General features: G+C 32.9%; 10 protein-coding genes and 1 pseudogene. All 11 read right to left on the bottom strand.

From position 1 onward, the window contains the following. Nucleotides 1-232: 232 nt before the first annotated feature. Nucleotides 233-2131 (bottom strand): CDP-glycerol glycerophosphotransferase family protein, encoded by a 1899-nt coding sequence (locus D0463_RS19855; RefSeq protein ID WP_117307054.1) that lies wholly within the window; start codon nucleotides 2129-2131, stop codon nucleotides 233-235. Nucleotides 2132-2236: 105 nt separating this feature from the next. Next, nucleotides 2237-3412 carry a CDP-glycerol glycerophosphotransferase family protein gene (locus D0463_RS08895; RefSeq protein ID WP_117307053.1) on the bottom strand — a complete coding sequence of 392 codons (1176 nt, stop codon included), beginning with the start codon at nucleotides 3410-3412 and terminating at the stop codon, nucleotides 2237-2239. Between the two features lies 1 nt (nucleotide 3413). Next, a complete protein-coding gene (locus D0463_RS08890) occupies nucleotides 3414-4445 on the bottom strand; it encodes a ribitol-5-phosphate dehydrogenase (RefSeq protein WP_117307052.1) in 1032 nt (343 codons plus the stop codon). After that, nucleotides 4442-5155 (bottom strand): IspD/TarI family cytidylyltransferase, encoded by a 714-nt coding sequence (locus tag D0463_RS08885; protein ID WP_117307051.1) that lies wholly within the window; start codon nucleotides 5153-5155, stop codon nucleotides 4442-4444. Before D0463_RS08885 ends, D0463_RS08890 begins: the two co-directional genes overlap by 4 nt. 337 nt (nucleotides 5156-5492) lie before the next feature. Continuing rightward, nucleotides 5493-7052, bottom strand: coding sequence for a glycosyltransferase (locus D0463_RS08880; RefSeq protein ID WP_117307050.1), 1560 nt, complete (start codon nucleotides 7050-7052; stop codon nucleotides 5493-5495). A gap of 325 nt (nucleotides 7053-7377) precedes the next feature. Further along, a complete protein-coding gene (locus D0463_RS08875; RefSeq protein WP_117307067.1) occupies nucleotides 7378-7674 on the bottom strand; it encodes an EamA family transporter in 297 nt (98 codons plus the stop codon). A 20-nt stretch (nucleotides 7675-7694) separates the two neighbouring features. Beyond that, nucleotides 7695-8042 (bottom strand): EamA family transporter, encoded by a 348-nt coding sequence (locus tag D0463_RS08870; RefSeq protein WP_254052749.1) that lies wholly within the window; start codon nucleotides 8040-8042, stop codon nucleotides 7695-7697. Nucleotides 8043-8044: 2 nt separating this feature from the next. Continuing rightward, nucleotides 8045-9916: a DUF6020 family protein gene (locus tag D0463_RS08865; protein ID WP_117307048.1), complete on the bottom strand. Its 1872-nt coding sequence runs from the start codon at nucleotides 9914-9916 to the stop codon at nucleotides 8045-8047. Between the two features lie 56 nt (nucleotides 9917-9972). Further along, nucleotides 9973-10905 (bottom strand): glycosyltransferase family 2 protein, encoded by a 933-nt coding sequence (locus tag D0463_RS08860; protein ID WP_117307047.1) that lies wholly within the window; start codon nucleotides 10903-10905, stop codon nucleotides 9973-9975. Nucleotides 10906-10947: 42 nt separating this feature from the next. Then, the gene (gene galU / locus D0463_RS08855) at nucleotides 10948-11832 is read right to left on the bottom strand and encodes a UTP--glucose-1-phosphate uridylyltransferase GalU (protein ID WP_117307046.1); all 885 of its coding nucleotides are present in this window, start codon (nucleotides 11830-11832) and stop codon (nucleotides 10948-10950) included. 829 nt (nucleotides 11833-12661) lie between these two features. After that, a pseudogene (locus D0463_RS08850) lies at nucleotides 12662-14024 on the bottom strand (polysaccharide pyruvyl transferase family protein). Nucleotides 14025-14787 lie beyond the last annotated feature (763 nt).

The raw sequence follows: 14787 nt of genomic DNA, 5'->3' as shown, positions 1-14787 counted from the left end.
ACATAAAAACAGGTTGACTTAACAACTAAACTATTAAGATCTGTTCCTGTATTTAAACAATTATATAGTCTCAAGCATGAAAATACAAACCCAAAGGGGAAATATGTCCTATCCAAATACCTGTAAGATTGTTTTAAATTGTCTATTTAAATTAACTGTTTTATTGGCTGTCTTGTAGACCTTCAAGGCTGGAGGAAATAGTGCTCCTCCAGTATGATCGTGTACAAACCAATTAGTTATTCTCTTCACCCTGTTGCATAAAGATTTGATTTACAACCCGGGCACTCGCCTTGCCATCCACATCATCAAAGAAGTAGTGAACAAATGGTTTTATTTTTTCCATTTCGAAGTCCTCTTCTTTAATTGTATTGACGATTTCTTCTGAAGAACGAACAAGAGGACCAGGAATAAACGAATGAAAATCATAATAAAAATCGCGTTTTTGAACATATTCTTCTACATCATATGCAAAAAACAGCATTGGTTTATTTAAAAGGGCGAATTCGAAACATACCGAAGAATAATCAGTGATTAGGAGATCGGTAATAAATAATAAATCATTGATTTCCCGATATGATGAAAAGTCATAGTAAAAATCACTGTACTGGTAAGGTATACTAAAATCATTTTTTACAAATGGGTGAATCTTAAAAAGGAATACGTATTCGTCACTCAATTCTTTATATAAGTTTTCAAGATCCAGAATTTCCATTGGATAATGAGCAGATTGTTGACCATTTCCACGGAATGTTGGAGCAAACATAATAACCTTCTTTCCTCTTAAAAACGGATATTCTGCGTAAAGTCGTTCTCTTACACTGTATTGATATTCCTTATCAAAGAACACATCTGTACGCGGAATTCCAGTGGAAACAACTTTGTCCTTTTCGATTCCAAAACCTTCAGCATAATGTTTGCTTACATGTTCTGAGCTTACAATAGCTTTAGTATAGTTCCTGTGGCTTTTAGACTTCGGTGATGGTCCCCCTGGGCGTCCTAGACGACTAAACCCAAACGTTTTAAAAGCACCAACGGCGTGCCATAATTGAACCAGTTCAGCACCTTCTCTAATCTTCAAATGGTATATCATCGGATAAAAGTCATCAAGAACAATAAACTTAGAAGTTGCAATGTGATAAGCCAGATGTATGATCTCTCTATACGACTTCTTCTCAGCAACCCCTTTTTTAAGCAGAAAGTGGTAATCGAAGTCTAACTCACGTCTTAGCATTTCTTCATAAACAAAGAGAAAGTTACCACTCATTTCAGTTCGACTATCGGATGCGAAAAAGATCTTTTTTTGCTTAATTGGCAGAAAACAATAGATTTTATATGCTAATCGGAAAATAGTTGTGGAGAAAAAGCGGTAAAAAAGTCCGCGATTATATTGTTCACTGTCCAGACCCATTTCTGTTGGATCCATATCCTTAAGTTTCGTCGAAGTTATCTTAAGAGTCTTTCTTGATAAATCATACGTCGCCAATAAGTTGAATTTCATTTCCCGTTTTGCAGTAAAGTATTCCATCTTCGTCGAATGGAAACGTTTTTTCAAAAACTTCTCAACATTTCCAAGCTGAAAGTTCTTTTTATATACTTTATCTCCTAAAACGTGTACCTCTAATTCAAGGTACACTTTATATTCCCCCTCTGGAAGAGGTTGATTATTCTTGAATAAAGTCGCGAAATTTATATTACCCTTAAATCCCGCCCATTCGTACATTTGGTTTATATCTTTATTTTCCTGAATGCTATAAATGGACACTTCCTGTAAAGGAATTGAAATTTTGATTCCATTTGATCCTAATAGGATTAACCTCTTTTTTACTAAATCTTCGTCTTTCATGGGAATATTTTCAATATAGAAATAACCTTCTAAATCTAAAATCGGACCATTCCATGCCAACGAAGTGACTTTTCGTCTGGGAATAAGATTCTCTTCTAATCCCGCCATTTCATTAATAAGCGGTAATGATTCAACTATATTCTCTTTGGTAATAATAATTGTGTCATCATCAGTAAAATAAGGTGTCTCATGAATTCTTCCATCTTCATAGGTTACCTGGTTTAACGCAGACGATGGATTACCACGACTCAAGATACGTCTGAGTATACGTTTAAATCTCGATAACATTATTCGTTCTCCTAACTATCTCGATTGACTTTAACAACGAGCCATTAAATCAAATAATAATAATAATAAAAAGAGGATTGAACAAATCCTCTGCTGTTTTTGTTTTCAACCAAGCAAATGGTCTACAATTCTAGTGGATGCTTTTCCACCGGTGTAATCAAAGAATCTCTTTTTAAATCGCAATACAGAATTCAGTTCAAAGTCACCTTCGCGGATCCACTTCGACATTTCAACCGTATCAGTAAATATCGGGCCAGGGACTTCTGATTGATAATCTATATAAAAATCCCGCTCTCTAATGTATTCTTCCAAGTCATAGGAAAAAAATGCAATTGGTCTTTCCAGTAAACTATAGTCAAAAATGACAGATGAATAATCTGTAATCAAAATATCCGACAGGACTAATAGCTGCTCAATATTAAAATCTGATTGGATATGATATACAAAATCAGACAACTGTTGAGAAACATTCAGGCCAAATGACATATAAGGATGTAGATGAACTATTAAAGCATAGTCACTTCCAAGTTCATCTTTCATATACGCAAAATCAATTGGACTCTCAAAGTCTGTTTGATAATGGCTGCGCCCTCTGAATGTCGGCGCATAGAGTATAAGTTTCTTATCAATCAATTGAGGATACTTTTGATAAAAAGTTTCTTCGGCCTTCTGTATCTCGTGCTTATCAAAAAAATAATCAGTTCTAGGGAGGCCTAACGGAAATATGCGTTCCTCCGGCATTCCGAACGCTTCTGAATAATAAGGGATGACGTCAGTTGAACTAACATAAACTCTTGCATAATTCGAATGTACCTTTACATGCTTTAAGTAAATGTCACTGGGACCGAATTCCTTGCCGATTGTGCTAAGGCCAAATTTCTTGAAGGCACCTGCAGCATGCCAAAGTTGGATAACTTCAGTGCCTTCCCTTGGCGTAATTACATACACAGGAAAATAATAATCATCTATAATAAAATATTTTGATGTTGCCATATCAAATGAGGCTACAATCAAATGAAAAAAATATTCTAATTTTCCTTTGAACGAACTATCGAATTTCTTTAATCTAAAAAAACATTCATATTCACTGTAGTGAGTATTGATTTCTTTCCATACATAATAAAGATTTCCTGTTAGATTATCTGATCTATAGGAAGCAAAAGTAATCTTTTGAGGATTAACTTTGAAAAGCAGGCAGAACAAATTATATACAAATTTAATAAAAAATTTAGTAACGAGTGTAGGGATTAAGCGCAATGTAATTGCCTGCCTTTCAACCACATTAGATCTTCCATTCCATAACTGTCTTGCCCCAAGAAGAGGTTAAATCTTTTTCAAAAGCCTCAATAATATTTTGTATAGTTTTTACTTCTTGCACTTCACCTACTAAAGTCCCTAAATACTCGACTGCGTCAGGAAACTCTTTCATAAAGTTAACTGTGTTTACAAAGTCTTCACGACCGCTGCGGCTGCTTCCAATCATTGTAATACCTTTTTCCAAGACCATTCTGGTATTGATCTCCACCGGATACTCAGATACTCCCATAAGACAAAGAGAGCCCTCAGGTTGAAGGTGGTCAATCATTTGATCGATCGCACTTTGACTCCCTCTTCCGCCAACAGCTTCAAATCCATGATCAATTAATAAATCCTTCGGAATATCATCAATTTGATATAATTCATCTACAAAGGAAAAATTATTCATCTTATAATCCGTTTTCCCAAAAAGTATTACTTTGCTGTCTTTGTAACGTTTTTTTAGCATTAGGCAAGTAATATAGCCAAGATTGCCATCACCCCATACACCAAAGGTATTCCGGCGTGAATGTGCCCTCGCTTCAAATCTCGAAAGTGTGTGCATACTAATAGTCATCAGTTCCGTGAATGCCGCAACATGAGGATTAACCCCATTGGGCAGTTCCACAACACGATCTCTATCCAAAAAGACATAGTCCTGCATAAAACCATCGTAGCCGCTGGATCGAAATTTACTGGATTTCAAGTAATTCTCAGCAATAATCTCATCTTTTTCTGTAGGAGTATTTGGAACCATAACAACCTCTGTTCCATTTGTGAACTCTCCCTTCGGATCATATACGATTTTACCGATACCCTCGTGAATTAATGCCATAGGAAGTTTTTTTGCCATGGCTTCTTTGCCGCGTGTTCCGGTAAAATATCTTTGATCAGCTGCACAAATTGATAAATATGTCGGGCGAATCACAATAAAGTCAGACGGATACCTCAATGAACGGTCAGTGTAAGTAACCTCGAACTGACGCGGAGAAACTAAACGGTATACTTGGTTTATCATTGAGAGATCCGCTCCTGTATAATAGCATTCGCGACCTTTAAATCATAAGGAGTCGTCACTTTAATGTTAAATACTTCACCTGTAACCAATTTCACCTTTTCACCGCTCAAGGCACATATTTTACAAGCATCTGTAAGGATATTTTTCTGATCTTCGGACAATGAATTATAATGTTTCACCAGCATTTTAATATTAAAGCTCTGTGGTGTCTGTCCTTGGAACATGGTATCACGTACAGGTATATTTGAAATTACGTCCCCATCCCGCGATTCAATTATGGTATCAATGGCTTCAATCACCGTATCAACAGCCCCATGTTCAAGGACAGCGTCGATATTTTCTTCTATAATTCTATGAGTAAGAAATGGGCGGACGGAGTCATGTGTAACTATAACATCATCTTCATTTATCCCATAATTACTTTCAATATATTTAATTCCGTTCATGATAGAATCATTACGATCTTTACCGCCTTCTACTATTTCTAAGCGGCCTTCGTTTCCAATATGCTTTTTAATAATATCTTTTGTATGGTTAATCCATTCTTTAGGAGTAATAATAAGGATCTTATCGAAACGATCATTCAGAATAAATTTTTCGACGGTATGAACAATAATTGGTTTGTTATTAAGTAGTAAAAATTGTTTGGGCATATTAACATTGCCCATGCGGGTACCTTTTCCCCCGGCTAGTATTTCTGCATAGATCATCTAATCCATCCCCTCCTAATAAAACTGTAGCTTTCATCCAAGATTGCAGTGAAAATTCTAAGTAAATTACGTCAACAAACGACAATTAACCCAAATAAACTATACACGTTTTTATATCGCTTTTCAACGGTAATAGATAGAACCTTTACTTAATCCGGATATTAAACTAGAATTAAAATTCCATCAAAATGTAAAAAGGTATTTCTAATCTAGCACAAGAAATACCTTTATCCTTAACAATTAAGTTTCAAAACAATCACTTGCATAACGATGTAAAAAAACACGAAAAACTACCTTAGAAAGGACCCCTTTTTCTTAGGTATTTCATCCTTGTCATTTACATTTTTTGCCCCGTATCTTCTAAATGCTCGAATAATTCAATCCATTTGTTTGTGACAACTTCTTCAGAGTAATTTTTCAATACCTTTTCTTTACCCCTTATGCCCATTTCTTTTGCTAAATCAGGATGATGGAGCAAGTGAATAATTCGTTCAGCCATTATGTCTTTATTCCTCTCTTCCACCAAATATCCATCATATCCATCTTTAATTAAGTCACTTGATCCATACAATACATCATAACTGATTAGAGGAGTAGAATTTGCCATTGATTCTAATGTAACGACACTCAGTCCTTCATATTTTGATGTCAATAAAGAAAATAGAGCTTTTCCGAAAACCTCTTCAACATTAGTGGTATATCCCTTTAGCTTAACATTTTCTTCCAAAGACAAATCTTTAATCAGAGAAGAAAGAGTCTCTTTATGTGGACCGTCTCCATATATCTCTAATCGAGCATCAGGTATTTGATTCACCACAATTCTAAAAGCCTCAATTGCTTCGTCTATACCCTTCTCTTCATGATATCTAGCGACCATGGTAACTAATTTCCCATCCTTATCACCCTTAAATTCATCCATTTCAGTAACAGCATTAGGAATGACAAATACATTATTATAATTACCAAATTGATGAACTATATCATCCTTTTGCCTAGGAGTTAATGCCACAAGAGCTTCTTCAGTCTCCAAATTTTCTAATACTTTAACATGATTACTTTTTATTGGAGAACCAAATTTATAAGGATAACTGAAGTGATTACTGTGTATAGTATAAATTCGATAAGCTAGTTCTTTACTTACTTCCAATACCTTATTCGCCGATCCCACACCGTCACAGATTAAAAAGGGCTTAGTTTCTTCCTTTTGGAGAAGCTCATTCAACCAATATACATGAAATTCTTGATTACTTTTAAATACTTGTCCTTTATTTGTTCTAACATCAAATAGAAATTGTTGTTGGAGGTTACCCTTTTCTGGGTTGAACCATCTGTTAAGATAACAAAAGCCATCTTCTGTATACAATAACTCTTGTTTGGGTTCGTTATTATTTAGATCAAAAAAGATCTCTCTTAATAAATATCCTTCCGATGAAAAGACTTCTCTTTTATACCTGTTACGATTATTATCAAAAAAATCTATATGACTCAATTTCCCCTTTTTGTCCCATTTTTTATATTTTACATAACGTCCATTTTTAAAATACCGAGCGTAACGTTTAGTTTCATATTCATCATCTTGAATTAAATAACCTTTCTCGTCTAATATAGATTGATTCTTATAATAAGAAAGTAGCTTTTTTGCTTTTCTTCCCCTTTTTTTTTCTGTATTTTTATGGCGATAATAATCATAGACATTTAAAATCTCTACATTTTTTGAAAGTCTACCCATTTTTCTCAGTTTATTGGAAATTTCTTTATAATTATCTTTGTAATCCAAAGTTATTAAATCCACATTATAACCCCTATTACTTAAAGCTTTAGATCTATTAAACAGAACCCTTGTTATCCCTCCTTTATTCACATCTATATCATAAAGCAGCATGAACACTCTTCTCATTTACTAATCCCTCTTTCATAGTGTTTTCAGAGACACATATAATCTTCCCTTTTTAACGAACAATAAAAAGGTTAACTCAATGGTTAATTTTAGTAACAATTGAAAATCAATAAATTATTAAAGCCCACTACTACTATAATCTTTTTGTATTTGCTCTCGTGTATAAAGCATTGTTTAATATGATTATCTATTTCTTTAAAAATTCCTTAATGAGAATATACCTAATTTTTCGTATTTAATCAAAATAAATCATAGTGTGTATGATTAAAAAAGGATATATTCCAGTGCAGGGAATATATCCTTTTTTAATTTTCGTAAAACAAAGTTATTTCACTAATAGAAATGTTCCAGCTATTATAAAGAGTAGACCAAGAAATTTATATCTATTGATTTTTTCATCCAGAATTAAAAAAGAAAGAACCATTGTCCAGATATAAGTTATTGAAGTCAACGGGAATACTGTAGTATAAGGTAAAAAACGTAATAGAACTACATTTAATATCGCTCCTATTCCATACATTAAACAACCCAAGAAAAGGAAATATAGTTTCTTATTATTCTTATTATTCTCATTAGTAAATTGTTTAAAGAATAGCCCTCCAAGAGCACCAAACAATGTCATGGTAATCAATAAAAACCCGATCATTTTTTCACCCGTTCTTGACTTCCACTTATTCCCAGTAGAATCGCCCCTAATACTATACAAACATTGCCCATTAACTTATTTCTTGTTATATCCTCATTTAAAAACTGAATACCAATAATTATTGCAAAGACATAACCTAAACTAAGTAATGGATGGAGAACTGAAAGGCTACCATAACGAAAAGCAATAATCATTAATATAGCTCCCACCGCGTAACAGAAAAAACCCATATAAAGTTCCCAAGAAAACAATCCTTTTGTCGCTAATTTCCACAAAGCTTGTCCTGTTGCAGTAAACAAAGCAGAAAAAACCATAAATAATATTCCGTATGATAATCTATTCATAATCATGCATCTCTTTCAAAATTATTAATTTCTCTTGTTTTTCCATACAGAATTAGAAAAGGTATGCTAAAAATGAAGCTGAAAGTATAACGAAAATCAGTTGCAGGAAGAGCTATGGCAACTGTTAGCAATAGAAATAAAGCAGGAGCAAATACAATTAAACCTTTCTTACCATTTCTTATACATGATGAAACTACAGCCAATAGTAACAGAACCATCGGAATTGCACCTTTAGCAAAATAGTTCATTTTATAATTTATTAGGTTATAAAAACTTTGATCGAATTCTTTTTTCCAATTTTCTTGTTTTGATTCACTTTTCAAATTAATAAGTGACTTACTAACTGACTTTTTATATTCACTATATGAAAGAATATCCTTAGCAGGTAAATTTCCTTCTGCTTCACTCTTGTATAATGTATAACCGTTTTCTATCACAGATTCTTTTGGATTATAGTAGAATTTGTTTAAAGACGTTTCCGAAAATAATACACGTGTTTTAAGTGGATAGTCTTCTATATCAGTAGTAGAATTCACATATACCTTATAACCTTCAGGAGAATAAAATCTCCATAATACAGAAGTTTGATCTAGATACGCCTTGACGTAAATATCAAAATTTAACTGAAGCAATTTGGCCCAATTTTTTAGATACCTTCCAAAGTCTTCGTCTATGACTTTCGGATTATATAAAGGGTCATGCTTAATTGGATTAACAATATAAGGATTATATTTTTTTTTCCAATTCTCCTCAGGTAGAATTTGATTAAAATATGACTTTAATTCAGGAGTAAATTGTCCATTGAATTTATACGTCGCTCCTATTTGTTGAGAAGGAATAGCCAAGGCTTGGTTTAACGGATTTTCAATAACATGGAAAGATTTCGCGATAACACCATTAAAAATAAAATGAATTACAAGAATACTTATCAAAGTAAATATAGTTTTCTTTCTAATGGCTTTCATAAATATTATAAGAATTACAAAAGCAGCCAATAAGGCTAGAAAGCCATTATTTCTAAGATTCATTGTAATAAAACTCGCTAATATTAATAAGACTATATTAGATTTCTTATCGAGCCATTTTCCATTAGTTCTTACAATCAAAGTAAATATCGCTGTGATCAGTAAAATAAAAGCAGCGAAAGGAATATCTTTCCACATCGTCACCATATAATATCCATTAATTGGGTAAAAAGCATATAGTAGTGATAAAGTTATCACCAAGATTTTAGGTGTTCCTAAAGATTGTAAAATGTAAAGTGAATAACCCACAATAAGAGCTACCACAATTATCTGACTAATAATAAAAGTAGCTGGGGAATTGTATATCCAAGTAGTTGCTTCTATCCACCAAGTATGAAGAATCGGATGCCAAGAATGATAAGGTTTAACTCCATGAGCCATTGACCACTGCCAGAAAGAATCATTAGTCATTTTACCAGGATAGTATGCTAAAAAATATCTTGACCAACTAATTATCGGAATAAGAGTATAAATTGTAAACCAAAAAAAATTCGGCTTAGTCACTTCTTTCTGAAATGGTTGCTGAAGTTCTGAAATTAACAAATAAAAGAAAAAAGAAATTATTAAAGTTGAAGTAATCAAGATTATCAGTTGTAATGTGTCATTTGTTAAGTGACTTTGTCCATTATATGAACTATACAACCAAAAAATTGCTAGAATTAAACTTGCAGTAATGTTAATCCACGAAAAACATAAATTCGCCCAATTTCTAAGCAATAAAAGAAAGAAGAAGAAGATAAATAATGCAATTGGCCAATTTAATGTCAATGAATCAACATAATAAAAGTTTGTACAAACGATACCAATTACGGAAAAAAGGGCAACAATAATGATATTTCTGTACTTCACAGACTATACTCCTTTATAACAACTCAAGAGCTTATTTCTTGATGCTCTATAAATTATTATATTAATTTTTTGATCTTGATTAATTCCAACATATATAACTGTTTATGTTTATGTGCAATTGTATCTAAAATCAACCCACACATAAAAAACATCATCGATAGTAGCATTAAGCCCGTTGCCAAAATTGCAGTGGGCATCCGTTCAACTAGTCCGGTTTTAAGGTAATCAAAAACAACCGGAATCCCGCTGGCTAAACCTAAAACACAAAATATTGAAGCTAAAATCCCAAAGAAAAATAGTGGTTTTGTATTTTTGCAAAGCTTTAAGATTGTCATAATTACTTTATATCCATCAGAAAAAGTATTTAGTTTAGACTCACTTCCTATAGGCCTATCCCGGTAGTCGATCTCAATTTCTTTAATTAAAAAACGATTTTCAAGTGCATGAATACTCATTTCTGTTTCAATCTCGAATCCTGGGCTCAGCACAGGCATTGTTTTTACAAAATAACGATCGAAAGCACGATATCCAGTCATAATATCGTTAATATCACTTTTATATAACCAATTGATTAATTTTCTCACTAACACGTTTCCAAAGTTATGGAAATTCCTCTTGTTTTCTTCAGTATAAGTACCGTTTGATAACCGATCACCAATTACTAGGTTTGCCTCTTGAGCAACCAAAGGGGCGAGTAATTTTGGTGCAAACTCAGCAGGGTACGTATCATCTCCATCGGCCATTATATAATAATCAGCATCTATATCATTAAACATTGATCTAACTACATTCCCTTTGCCTTGACGGGGTTCAAATTTTACAACCGCCCCGTGTTCTCGGGCAATTTCAGAAGTACGATCTTTTGAATTATTATCATACACATAAATAGTAGCCTGTGGTAACACTCTCTTAAAATCATCAATAACTTTTCCGATTGTTATCTCTTCATTATAACAAGGTAACAAAACAGCAATTCTTGGTTCAGTCATTATTAATTCCGCTCCAATTCTAATGATTCTTGCTCACTATAATTACATATGAGTACGAATATAATTGTCATACATTTCCTCTATCATTTTCAAAACATCTTGCCTTAATTCTTTATGGGCAATTGCAAATTCCATAGTTGTACGAATAAAGCCCATTTTATCACCCACGTCATAGCGTTTCCCTTCAAATTCAAATGCATAAACTAGTTGTTCTTTATTTAATCGTGCTATAGCATCTGTCAATTGAACTTCTCCACCTGAACCCGGTTCCTGTGACTCTAAATAATGAAATATTTCCGGCGTCAATAAATATCTACCTAAAATAGCCAAATTGGATGGAGCTTCATTCGGACGGGGTTTCTCAATTAATGAATTCACATTATATAAACCAGATTCCACAACGTCGCTATATGATACGATTCCATAGCGATATGTTTCTTCACTCGGCACTTTTTGTACACCTAATACAGAACTGTTTGTTTTTTCGTATTGATCAATTAATTGTTTAGTGCAAGGAGTTTCAGCTTGAACTATATCATCTCCAAGCATAACCACAAATGGTTCATTACCGATAAATGCTTTAGCTTGGAGAATCGCATCTCCAAGACCTTTTGGCTTTGATTGTCGGATATAATGTATATTGATCTTCGTTGTTTCTTCTATTAAGTGAAGTAGATCCTGTTTTCCTTTTTCAAGTAAGTTTAGTTCAAGTTCCGGCACTGAGTCGAAATGATCCTCAATTGCCCTCTTTCCCTTACCTGTAACAATAATAATATCTTCAATTCCAGAATCTATAGCTTCTTCAATAATATACTGAATCGTTGGTTTATCCACAATTGGCAACATTTCTTTAGGCATAGCTTTCGTTGCTGGCAGAAATCTCGTTCCTAATCCTGCAGCCGGAATAACTGCTTTCCGAACTTTCACTTTAAAACATCCTTTCTGCTAATTAACAATACTAAAAAATATGTCGAAAAATGATTAACTAGCTTATGCTATTATAAGTTCTATTTATATATTTGTATAGTTCCATATTCAGCTATAAATTTATCTTTTTAAATAAATTTCATATCTTAAATATTTTTAGCATTTGGTGATGGTTTTTGAATTACTGTATACAAGAACCTTTTATTTGGTGAATTGTGTGGTGTAAGTATAATTCTACCTGTTAAGGCCATTTCTACATATAGACACACAAATAAGACCAAAATGCAATGCAATTTGATCTAATATAGACTAAAACTTAAACTAAATATGTTAATATACTTATAAATGTAATGTTATTTTAAAGGAGTTATTAATAAATTTTCTTTAGTAGAAGTTACTTTAAAAGTTCCTACGGTATTTTCATTCTTGATAAATCGAGAAAAGTATTTATTGAAATCATCATCACTATCATTTTTCAATCAAAGCCACTAAGCAAATTAAAACATAAGGCTTCATTTTTAAAAAAGCATCTCATGCTGATTTTCCAACCCTTTTAGTTTTTGTAACTAAACTAATATATAGCGGTTAGATTGATTATAAAGAAAATTCATAAAACCTCCCCAATTATTGGGGAGGTTTTATGAATTTTCCAGTTAAGGGCAACAATCCGCTACAAGTATTGTTTAAGCAGGAAAATCGCTATTAACAGAAACAACATTGCAAAACATCTTCAAAAGTATTACATATTATAGGCAATCTTAGCTAAGGTTTTTTATAGGGAAAGCTGAACATGATTATGTTCAAATATATGTTAAAATCGCTTTGAACATCATTTTAAACTTAACATATTTGCAGTTTTCAGAGCCAACCGTACCGATTTTCTATTTAATGTGCCCTGGTATTTTCTAATTTTCTTGTCTTTTTCAACTAACTCCTTTTTAAGCGTTTTATTACTATTTTCTAATTGCAAATTATAATTTTCCCAACGTTGCACCATTTCTTCTAAACTGGAGCTATTGATTGGAGATATGGGAGGAAGTAACTGAATTTCCGACAACTTCTTGTCAAATGGTACTCTAGCAGGCACAAGTTGCTCTTTATAGATATGATCCAAATTATTTTTATTTAAAAATCTTATAAAGTGATCGAAATTCTTTCCTTGATTTTTGACAGGTTGTTGAAAATCAGCTTTTTTCAATTAGTTCTGTTAGAGTAGTGTCATCTGACAGGTCATTTGCCATTACATGTGTCAGTTGATGGTATTCCGCCAGTTCTCTCATTCGAGCATCTTTAGGAATTAAAATACTAGGTGTGCCAGCAATCGTCGCTGCTATATTTCCATGCAATCTGGCTCCAAAGCTCAAATCTGCTTGTCTGATAAAATCCAACCATGTCGGTACATTTAAGAAAAATCGCACTCTATTATTAATATATGTTGGATCTGATATTTTAGATGGATAATTGTTGCTGGATTCTGCTATAGAAGGGAATCCTGCGTATACTAGCTTCATCTCTTTCATCCATTGTGGAATAAAATAATGGTTCGGATATTCTTTCATGCTTCTTGAAATAAAATCTAATACATGTTTTGGAGAAAGCCGCGATGAGTTTACAGTAACCATTGATTCTCTTGTTATATTAGTTTCTCGTATATTTAATTCCCTTCCAAAGGCATACATAGAAGGGCATCCGATTACGGTGTGGTCAATTCCTTCTCGGAAACCTAATCCAGAAAGGTATTTAGAAGTAATCTCACCTCGAACACCAATCATACCAGACTTCTCTAATACAGCGCTAACAAATGCTTTGACGTCTTTATCAAAAGGAAAACCCTCATTTAACTTTGGTTCAAATGGAGCACGCAACCCTACACCAATAACAACAACAGGAATTGTAAGTTTTTTTATTAATTTAGTGTATTTTCGTAATGACGGGACAAACTCTTCACGAAAAGCATCAGCTAACGGTATGACGTATAAGTCATACTTCTCATTAATTTCACCAGCATGTTTTGGATCATAATCATAATAATCTGGTGTAAGATTAGTTCCTTCTGTCATTAATGTACGAAAAACACTGTATGCATAAACTAGATTTCCTACGTTACCTCCAATAGAGTTGTTAACCAATATATGAGGTGCATCGAATGTGTCGAAGGGAGACATACCCGATCTTATCAGAATGTTTTGCATTAAAACTTGCCCCTTTTCTTGAATTATATTATTTCGATGTTGCAGTATAATTTAATCTTTCATTCAACGGTCTAAACTAACCTAAAAAACAATAAGTCTGTTATAATAACATTTTCTCCGACTTAAAAATATACCGTTGATCCTATAACTATATCATAATCCTAATTTCATTCTAATACCTTATAACAGTATAATTATTTATACTACAATAGGCAAGACTTGTATTCACTCTTAGCTCTTAAACCCTTAGATCTTATAAATTCATCACAGTGATAGCTAACCATAAAAATGATTGTTTTAAATTATGCTTTTCCACTATTCTAATAAATTACTAAGAATATTGTTTAACAAACACTAGTGCTTTATATAGAATTTCAAGAGGGATGATTTCAATGGATAACTGAAAGAGCAAATGAAAAGTGACGTCCATCATAATTCCATAGACAGGCGTCTAAATTATAAGCGATTTTAGGGATGAAGAGAGCTGTTGAAAAACATATTTTTACTGATGAGGCATTTGAGACATCGAAACTATCGTACGGGATTGTACTGGATTATGCGCTTTAGATTAATATTACATATTAGAGTAATGGAATGCTTGAAGCAGTTATGGAGCATTGTTATGCCAATAAAATAAGTCATATTCAAAGAGAGGATGATATTGAATACACAAAGCTTGATTCGATAACAGATGTACCAATTTATAGCCCTTCTCCTCCAACAACGGCTGAGCCTAATTTAATTTTTTGTTATTATTAGGAAT

Origin of the sequence: Bacillus sp. V59.32b (genome assembly GCF_003429085.1) — a bacterium.
Lineage (GTDB): Bacteria > Bacillota > Bacilli > Bacillales > DSM-1321 > Peribacillus.
This window is presented reverse-complemented; position numbering and strand designations above follow the sequence as displayed.

Bases quoted from the DNA above. Each gene is read 5' to 3' on its own strand.
- D0463_RS19855 (WP_117307054.1), bottom strand. From the start codon at position 2,131: ATGTTATCGAGATTTAAACGTATACTCAGACGTATCTTGAGTCGTGGT.
- D0463_RS08890 (WP_117307052.1), bottom strand. From the start codon at position 4,445: ATGATAAACCAAGTATACCGTTTAGTTTCTCCGCGTCAGTTCGAGGTT.
- D0463_RS08885 (WP_117307051.1), bottom strand. From the start codon at position 5,155: ATGATCTATGCAGAAATACTAGCCGGGGGAAAAGGTACCCGCATGGGC.
- D0463_RS08880 (WP_117307050.1), bottom strand. From the start codon at position 7,052: ATGAGAAGAGTGTTCATGCTGCTTTATGATATAGATGTGAATAAAGGA.
- D0463_RS08875 (WP_117307067.1), bottom strand. From the start codon at position 7,674: ATGACATTGTTTGGTGCTCTTGGAGGGCTATTCTTTAAACAATTTACT.
- D0463_RS08870 (WP_254052749.1), bottom strand. From the start codon at position 8,042: ATGAATAGATTATCATACGGAATATTATTTATGGTTTTTTCTGCTTTG.
- D0463_RS08860 (WP_117307047.1), bottom strand. From the start codon at position 10,905: ATGACTGAACCAAGAATTGCTGTTTTGTTACCTTGTTATAATGAAGAG.